Source organism: Salipiger sp., assembly GCF_059781815.1.
This window is the reverse complement of record NZ_JBYNAH010000227.1, coordinates 1-8,428: the sequence shown is the minus strand read 5'-3', so window position 1 is coordinate 8,428 and position 8,428 is coordinate 1. Positions and strand designations below refer to the sequence as shown.

Sequence of the window (8,428 nt, the reverse complement as noted above, 5' to 3'; positions counted from 1 at the left end):
CCCCGGCGTGACAGGCCGGTACTCTAACCAACTGAGCTACAACCGCTCACTGCCCTCCGAGGAGTGCCTCCCCGAACGTGGAGGCCCTTCTAGGCGGAGGTCTGAGCCCCGTCAAGCGGTTTCGACGCGGGCAATGTGCATTTTCTGAAAAAAGCCGAAAACCGGGTTGGGCCGGGCTCCAGAGACGCCGCCGCAGCCCCATATTTTCTTGAGGTTTCAGCCCCTTGAGCGAGCCGACCACAAAATCGGAAGGCCCTGGTCGCGCGCGCTTTTCGCCGCGTCAGCCTGGGTTTGCCGCCCGGGAGGGCCTCACGTGCAGCCCGTCGCCCCCGCGGGCAGGCGCCGCCGGCCGAAGGTGGGCTGAGAGCCGCCCGTATGGTGGCTCAAGCGCCCCGCGGGAAGCGCCCTTGGCAGGGTTTCGAGGCCGCCTTTGGCGCGCCGCCGCGAGCCGGTCCGCGCCGCGCGAACGCGCCGCAGGCGTCGTGATGCGCGTCAGCGGGACCGGGACAAGGGGTCGCCGGCGAGCGCCTTGATTTCGAAGCGAATCCCATGCATCCCTGAGCCACGCGCGTTAGAGCCGAGTATTTTGAAGTGCACGATTTCCTCCGGACCAATCTGAATATCCGCACCCCGACGCTGGAGCGGCTCGATCTCAGCGCCGAGGAGTTCCTGGCGCTGTTCAACCATCGCCTGACCTGGGTCTATTTCGGATTCGTGCTGGTGATTCTGCTGGTCTCGGATCCGAGTCACCTGTTCTCCTCGGTGCCGCTCCCGATCTACGGCCTTGCCTGGCTGGGGGCGTTCTTCCTCTATCTGAGCGTTCATGCGGCGCTGATCCTCGGCCTTGCGGCGCTGCGCCACCTCAGCGGGCGCACCGCGCCGGCGGTCTATTGGCCGCTGATCAGCATCCTCGCATATGCGCCGACCGTGAGCGCGATGGAAACCGTGCTGGCCTGGGCCGTCGGCGACTCGCTGCGCCCGCTGCTGCTGCAGCGGGTGGGCTATGTCGCGGTGACCATCATCATGTTCGAAACCATCTTCCTGCGATTCGTCCTGCCCCGCGTGATGGCCGACACCGAGCTGCCCGACCGCGCCCCGATGCCACCGATGCCACCGATGCCACCGATGGCAGCCATGGCCGCCGCGGCGCGCGAGGTGGAGACTGCATCGAGCGCTTTTGCCGAGAGCGACGCGCCCGCCGCGCAGGACCGCAAGATCCATATCGGCGCGCGCCCGGTGCCGCTCGACGAGGTCGCCTTCATCGAAGCGCGCGAGCACCACGTGCATGTGCGCCTGCGCCACGGCACGCTGAGCCAGCGCGCCCGGCTGTCGGATATCGTGGCCCAGACCAACGCCGAGGACGGCGTGCAGCCGCACCGCTCGTGGTGGGTGTCGCGCCACTCGGTGCGCGAACTTGGCCGCGACGACGGCAAGCCGGTGCTGCGGCTGACGGACGAAAGCGTGATTCCCGTCGCGCGCGGTCGACTCGAGAGCGTCCGGGACTGGATCGCGACCTACATGATCTGAGCGAAATCCGGGCGCGGCGCCGGGCCGGCACCGCGCGCGCGCTTGCGGCCTTTACCCTCCCCGACGGGTTTCCTATATAATCTCTCAGGAAAGCAGACAAAGGACAGGCCATGGACGACGCACCGCTCGAAGGCGCCCCGCTGATCGCGCCCTCCTCTACCGAGCACCCGCTGCACGAGGCATGTGTCGAGGCGTGCCGGTCGGTCTATGACCCGGAGATCCCCGTCAACATCTACGATCTCGGCCTGATCTACACGATCGAGATCGCTCCCGAGAACGCCGTGAAGGTCATCATGACCCTGACCGCGCCGGGCTGCCCCGTCGCCGGCGAGATGCCGGGCTGGGTGCAGGACGCCGTGGGCGCCGTGCCCGGCGTGAAAGAGGTCGATGTCGAGATGGTGTTCGATCCGCCCTGGGGCATGGACATGATGAGCGACGAGGCCCGCCTCGAGCTCGGCTTCATGTGAGGCTTGCGCCGGCTCCCGATCAGGGGCCGGCGGTTTTATTCTACCCCAGCCGGGAACGAACCTGCTGCATCCGCCGTTGAACCGCGATGCTGCAGCTTGCCCGTGCCCTCCGCCCCGCCCTGTGCGCGCTGACCCTTCTGCTCCTGCTTGCCCCCGAGGCGAAGGCCCAGGACCAGAGCGGTCTTGACGCGTGGTACCGTGTCACCGAGGTGAACCCGGGACTTGGCACGCCTCCCGACAACATCGACCGCACCACGCCGCGCTCGAGCCTCGAGAGCTTTCTGTTCCGCGCCGATGCCGAGGAATGGGGCGAGGCGGCGCATATGCTCGATCTCTCGGCCATTCCGCCCGACGAGCAGGCCGAGATCGGCCCGCAGCGCGCGGAGCAGTTCGCCACCCTGCTCGAGCGCCGCATCATCATCGACTGGTACGACCTGCGCGACCGGCCCGACGGGGTCGATGCACGCGCCACCGATGCACCGATGGCCGGCGAGCCGCGCCGCTCGCTTCTCCTGTGGTACGTCAAGCTTGGCGACCGCCCGGTGCCGATCCGCATCAACCGCATCAAGCCGGCGGTCGGCGAGCCGGTCTGGCTGGTCTCGCGCCAGACGGTGATGGCGCTGCCGGCCTTGGCCGAGGCCTATGGCCCGACCGAATTCGAGCTGATGCTGCCCGAGCCGCTGCGGGCCAAGGCGTTCTGGGGCCTGCGCTGGTACGAGGTCGGCGCGTTCCCTCTGGTGCTGCTGATCACGGCGTTGGTGGGCTACCTGTTCAACAAGGCGATGTCGAAGGGGCTTGGCCGCACCCATCGCGACGCGCCGACCTCGATGCTGGTGGCGACCCGCGGGCCGCTGACGCTCGCCGTGGTCACGCTGTCCATGTCGCTGCTCACCAGCAAGGTATTCGTGTTCTCGGGCCGGATCGACACGATCCTGTCGCCGCTGATCATCCTCGGCTACGTCGTCGCCACGCTGTGGCTGATCGTCAACATCGCCGACGTGATCCTGTCGCGGCTGGTGAATTTCGACGACGAGGAACTCGCCGCCATGGGCGACGGCATGGAGCAGCGCCGCAACATCGCCACCCGGATCTCGGCGGCGCGCCGCGCGGTGATCGTCATCGTGGTGCTGGTGGGCGCGGGCATCACCATCAACGAGGCCAGCGTCATGCGCTCGCTCGGCGTGTCGTTGCTGGCCGGCGCCGGCACCGCGACGATCATCCTCGCCTATGCCGGCCGCAACGTGCTCACCAACATCATGGCCTCGCTGCAGATCGCCCTGAACCAGTCCGCCCGGATCGGCGACAAGGTGATCTACAAGGGCCGCTTCTGCACCGTGGAGCGCATCCACTTCACCTTCGTGCAGCTGCGGATCTGGACCGGCTCGCGCCTCGTGGTACCGGTGGTGGATTTTGTCGCGGAGCCGTTCGAGAACTGGACCATGCAGGAGCATTTCCTGATCGAGCAGGTGGTGCTGCGCCTGTCGCACAAGGCCGATATCGAGGCGCTGCGCAAGAAATACGAAGAGATTCTCGACGGCATGGAGATCCCCGACGACCGGCGCGAGGACCGCGGCGTCTACGTCAAGGGCCACGACGTGTTCGGGCAGGAGGTGCTGTTCCTCGTGCCGACGCCGGATCCCAACCTTGCCTGGACCATGGGATGCGAGCTGCGCGAAGCGCTGCTGAAGGAGGCGCGCAAGCTCGACGACGAGGCGCAGGCGATCTTCCCCGAGGTGACCCCGGCGGAGGCCGCCTGACCGGTCCGCCCGGTCGGGCCATTGCGCCCTGCCCCGCGCTTTGACAGGCTCGGCGCGGCAGCAGCGGCGGAGGATGGCATGACCAGCGAGAAGCAGAAGATGATGGCGGGCGCGCTCTATGACCCGGGCGACCCCGAGCTCTGCGAGGACCGCCAGCGCGCGCAGCGGCTGATGTCTCGCTACAACACCACGATCTACGGCGATGACACACGCCCGACGCTGCTGCGGCAGCTGCTTGGCACCTGCCCCGAGGCGGTGGCGCTCAGGGCGCCGTTCTACGTGGATTACGGCTACAACATCCATCTCGGCGAGGGCGTGTTCTTCAACTACGGCTGCATCTGCCTCGATGTCTGCCCGATCCGAATCGGCGCCAAGACCCAGATCGGCCCCTACGTGCAGCTCCTCACCGCCGATCATCCGCGCGATGGCGCCACCCGAGACGCGGGCCTCGAATTCGGCAGGCCCATCAGCATCGGCGCCAATGTCTGGATCGGCGGTGGCGCATTGATCCTGCCCGGCATCAGCATCGGCGACGACGCGGTGATCGGCGCCGGAGCGGTGGTGACCCGCGATGTCGCCGCGGGCGTCACGGTGGCGGGAAACCCGGCAAGACCGCTGCACACTGCCTCCACCGCGGGCTGAGCGCGCGCGCACAAGTGCCCTGTTTGCGCTGCCCCTTGTGACCGCAGGGTCGGCATATTACCTTGGCAGACGAATAAGGAGACGCGAAATGTTCGGCATTCCAGGCAAACAGGCTGTCACCATGACCCCCGCCGCGGTGACGCAGGTGCGCAAGCTGATGGAGCGCGATGGCCGCGCCGGTCTGCGCATCGGCGTCAAGAAAGGCGGCTGCGCCGGCATGGAATACACCATGGAGTTCGTCGACACCGCCGACGGCAATGACGAGGTCGTGGAGCAGGATGGCGCCCGAGTGATGATCGCGCCGATGGCGCAGATGTTCCTCTTCGGCACCGAGATCGACTACAAGGTCTCGCTGCTCGAGTCGGGCTTCCAGTTCAACAACCCCAACGTCGCCGACGCCTGCGGCTGCGGCGAATCGATCAAGTTCAAGGATCTCGACGAGCTCGAGGCCGAGCGTCAGGCCAACTGACGCCCGAGCGCGTGCCCCGGGTCTGGCCGTACCCTTGCAAAATCAGGCCCCTGCGTCATTTCTCTCCGGGCGGCGCCCTTGACGCCGCCGCCCCGCCCCCGATGATGGGCGCGAACCGAACAAGGGAGAGACCATGCGCACGAAACTCGCCGCCGGCAATTGGAAGATGAACGGTCTGAAAGCCTCGCTTTCGGAACTCGAGGGCATGGCCGAGGCCGCCAAGGGCGCCGCCGAGGTGCTGATCTGCCCGCCGGCGACGCTGGTTGCCGCGGCGGCTGGTGCCGCAGAGGGCATCGCCATCGGCGGACAGGATTGCCACTCCAAGGGCTCTGGCGCCCATACCGGCGATGTCGCGGCCGAGATGCTCAAGGATGCTGGCGCGACCTACGTGATCCTCGGCCATTCCGAGCGCCGCACCGACCATGACGAGCACGACGAGGACGTCCGCGCCAAGTGCGAGGCCGCCTGGGCGGCGGGGCTGATGGTGGTGCTCTGCGTGGGCGAGAGCCTCGAGGAGCGCGAGGCGTCGAACACGCTCGAGATCATCGGCGGCCAACTCGCCAAGTCGGTGCCCGACGGCGCCACCGGCCACAACCTCGTCATCGCCTATGAGCCGATCTGGGCCATCGGCACCGGCAAGGTTCCCACCACCGACCAGATCGGCGAGGTGCACGATTTCATGCGCGCCAAGCTCGAGAAGCGCTTCGGCGAGGGCGTCGGCCGCTCGGTGCGCCTGCTCTATGGCGGCTCGGTGAAGGCGTCGAACGCCGAAGAGATCTTCGCGGTCTCGAATGTCGATGGCGCGCTGGTGGGCGGCGCTTCCCTGAAGGCCGCGGATTTCGTGCCGATCATCGAGGCCCTCAACGCCGCGCCGGCCTGAGCGCCGGATTTTGAGTATTTAGAAACGTAGAGAAGGAGGGGTGCGGCGCGCTGCCTTCTGCTTCTTCATGTCGGCAAATACTCCCGCCGGAGGCGATCCCGCCCTCTCCACGCAAAACGGCGCCCCGAACAAGGGCGCCGTTTCTCGTTTCAGCGATCTGGATCCCTGATCACCTGGTGATGATCTCCGGCCCCATGAACGTGGTCGGCAACCAGGTCGACAGGATCGGGATATAGGTCACCATGATCAGGAACACGAAGAGCACCGCGAGGAAGGGAAGTGCGGCGCGCACCACGCTCATCATCGGCATGCCGGCGACGCCCGAGGTCACGAAGAGGTTCAGGCCGACCGGCGGGGTGATCATGCCGATCTCCATGTTCACCACCATGATGATGCCAAGGTGGATCGGGTCGATGCCGAGTTCGATGGCGATCGGGAAGACCAGCGGCGCGACGATCACCAAGAGGCCCGAGGGCTCCATGAACTGGCCGCCGATCAGCAGGATCACGTTGACGATCACCAGGAACATCACCGGGCCGAGGCCGGCGTCGAGCATCGCCGCCGCGATCTGCTGCGGGATCTGCTCGTCGGTCAGCACGTGCTTCAGGATCAGCGCGTTGGCGATGATGAACATCAGCGTGATGGTCAGCTTGCCGGCGTCGAACAGCGTGTCGCGGGTGTCGCGGTGGAAGAACGCCGTCACCAGCGCGATGGGCTTGCGGATCAGCGAGATGTTGCGCTCGCCGTTCTTGCCCGCCAGCGGACCCATGTCGCGGTAGACGAAGTTGGCGATGAAGAAGGCGTAGACCGCGGCCACCGCCGCTGCTTCGGTCGGCGTGAAGATGCCGCCGTAGATGCCGCCCAGGATGATGACGATCAGGAACAGGCCCCAGAGCGCGTCACGGCCCGAGGACAGCACCTCGCCCCAGCCCAGCCACTCGCCCTTGGGCAGGTTCTTGACCCGCGCGATGGCATAGATGGTGATCATCAGCATGGTGCCGGCCATCAGGCCCGGGATCACGCCCGCAAGGAACATCCGGCCCACCGAGACATCGGTCGCGGAGGCATAGACCACCATCACGATCGACGGCGGGATCAGGATGCCCAGCGTACCCGCGTTGGCGATCACGCCCGCGGCGAAGTCCTTGGTGTAGCCCACCTGGCGCATGCCGGCGATGACGATGGAGCCGATGGCCACCACGGTCGCGGGCGAGCTGCCCGAGAGCGCGGCGAAGAGCATGCAGGCGAAGACGCCGGCGATGGCGAGGCCGCCATGCATGTGGCCCACCAGCGCGATGGAGAAGCGGATGATCCGCCGCGCCACGCCGCCCGTCGACATGAAGCTCGAGGCGAGGATGAAGAACGGGATCGCCAGCAGCGTGTAGTGCCCGGCCATGGCCTGGAAGAAGCTCTGCGCCACCGAAGCCAGCGAGGTGTCGGAGAGCACCAGCAGGAAGACGATCGACGACAGGCCGAGCGAGACGGCGATCGGCACGCCGATCAGCATCAGGCCGATGACGGAAACGAAGAGAAGAAGAACGTCCATCAGATCAGTCCTCGCGGTTCATGTGGGCCACGTCATCGACCGCGTCTTCGGCCTCGTGGCTGACGATCAGGCTCTCTTGCGCGCCGGTCCAGATGCGCCATCCGGCCTGGATGAAGCGGAAGAACAGCAGCGCCGCGCCGAAGGGCAGGATCGCGTAGGGGATGAAGCGGGGCAGCTTCTCGTAGGCATCGCCGAAGTTGATCCACGGCTCGATGAAGCGCAGCCAGTCGGGCATCGGGATGTCGATGACCTCGTACCACGAGCGGTAGGAGGTGCGTTTCATCTCCTCGAAGCCGGTGGGGAACCAGCGCCCGGTGGTCTGCGGCAGGTTGGCGAAGTTCGCCCAGTAGTCCCAGGCGCCCTTGAGCAGCAGCGCACCGTAGAGGATGCAGATCGCCGCCGCGATCAGCGCCAGCACCCGGCGGGCAGTGGGCGAAAGCAGGTTGATCACGGCATCGACGCCGAGATGCGCGGTGACCTTCACCGCGTAGCTGATCCCGAACAGCACCAGCCAGGCGAAGAGGATGGTCACCGCCTCGAGGCCCCAGATGATGCCGGTGTTGAAGCCGTAGCGCAGCACGACGTTCACGAAGGTGATGATGGTCATGAGCCCGAGGATCACCGCGATGGCGGTTTCCTCGATCTCGTTGACGATGCGGCCAAGTGCGCTGTGGCCATGGTACTGACTGGACATGCCGTCCCCCATTCCGCGTCCGGGCCCCGGCCCCGGTGCCAATTATTGTCCGTATTTCAGGATGGTAAGAAAAAGGGGACGGCGTTGCGTCCCCTGAACCCCGGCCGGCCACCGCGCGGGGCGGCCGGTCGGGTGTCTTGTCGGGCGATCAGCCCTGGACTTCGGAGTTGAACGCCTGTGCGGCGTCGATGTTCTCCTGGCCGACATCGTCGGTGAACTGATCCCAGACCGGCTTCATCGCGTTGACCCAGGCTTCGCGCTGCTCGGGGGTGAGCTCGCGGATCTCGCCGCCGGCATCGAGCACCGCCTGGCGGTTCTCGGCGTCGACCTCGGCGATCGCCGCGTTGCGCGCTGCGGTCACTTCGTTGACGATGGTCTCGAGCTGGGTGCGGACGTCCTCGTCGAGGCTGTCCCACCAGTCGGCGGAGGTCACGACCATGTAGTCG

At 66.7% G+C, this 8,428-nt stretch carries 8 protein-coding genes and 1 pseudogene; 6 read left to right on the top strand and 3 right to left on the bottom strand.

The annotated features are described in order from the left end of the window. Window positions 1-591: 591 nt before the first annotated feature. The 6 genes from AC6RA4_RS20720 to tpiA all read left to right on the top strand — a co-directional run bounded on the left by AC6RA4_RS20720 (window position 592) and on the right by tpiA (window position 5,742). Window positions 592-1,527, top strand: a complete 936-nt coding sequence (locus tag AC6RA4_RS20720; protein WP_500163563.1) for a LytTR family DNA-binding domain-containing protein — start codon at window positions 592-594, stop codon at window positions 1,525-1,527. Between the two features lie 110 nt (window positions 1,528-1,637). Next, on the top strand, window positions 1,638-1,994 hold the full coding sequence (locus AC6RA4_RS20715) for an SUF system Fe-S cluster assembly protein (protein WP_500163562.1): 357 nt from the start codon (window positions 1,638-1,640) through the stop codon (window positions 1,992-1,994). A gap of 86 nt (window positions 1,995-2,080) precedes the next feature. Further along, entirely contained in the window at window positions 2,081-3,751 is a 1,671-nt protein-coding gene (locus AC6RA4_RS20710; protein WP_500163560.1) for a mechanosensitive ion channel family protein, read from the top strand. Between the two features lie 78 nt (window positions 3,752-3,829). Continuing rightward, a complete protein-coding gene (locus AC6RA4_RS20705; protein ID WP_500163558.1) occupies window positions 3,830-4,393 on the top strand; it encodes a sugar O-acetyltransferase in 564 nt (187 codons plus the stop codon). An 88-nt stretch (window positions 4,394-4,481) separates the two neighbouring features. After that, window positions 4,482-4,862, top strand: coding sequence for a HesB/IscA family protein (locus AC6RA4_RS20700; protein WP_500163557.1), 381 nt, complete (start codon window positions 4,482-4,484; stop codon window positions 4,860-4,862). A gap of 133 nt (window positions 4,863-4,995) precedes the next feature. Further along, window positions 4,996-5,742 carry a triose-phosphate isomerase gene (gene tpiA / locus AC6RA4_RS20695; RefSeq protein WP_500163556.1) on the top strand — a complete coding sequence of 249 codons (747 nt, stop codon included), beginning with the start codon at window positions 4,996-4,998 and terminating at the stop codon, window positions 5,740-5,742. Window positions 5,743-5,911: 169 nt separating this feature from the next. Here tpiA and AC6RA4_RS20690 read toward each other — a convergent pair whose 3' ends face one another. From AC6RA4_RS20690 to AC6RA4_RS20680, 3 genes and pseudogenes are all read right to left on the bottom strand, one after another. Beyond that, window positions 5,912-7,288 (bottom strand): TRAP transporter large permease, encoded by a 1,377-nt coding sequence (locus AC6RA4_RS20690; RefSeq protein WP_500163554.1) that lies wholly within the window; start codon window positions 7,286-7,288, stop codon window positions 5,912-5,914. A 4-nt stretch (window positions 7,289-7,292) separates the two neighbouring features. After that, on the bottom strand, window positions 7,293-7,982 hold the full coding sequence (locus AC6RA4_RS20685) for a TRAP transporter small permease (RefSeq protein ID WP_500163553.1): 690 nt from the start codon (window positions 7,980-7,982) through the stop codon (window positions 7,293-7,295). A gap of 148 nt (window positions 7,983-8,130) precedes the next feature. After that, window positions 8,131-8,428 (bottom strand): annotated as a pseudogene (locus AC6RA4_RS20680) (C4-dicarboxylate ABC transporter); the annotation flags it as partial.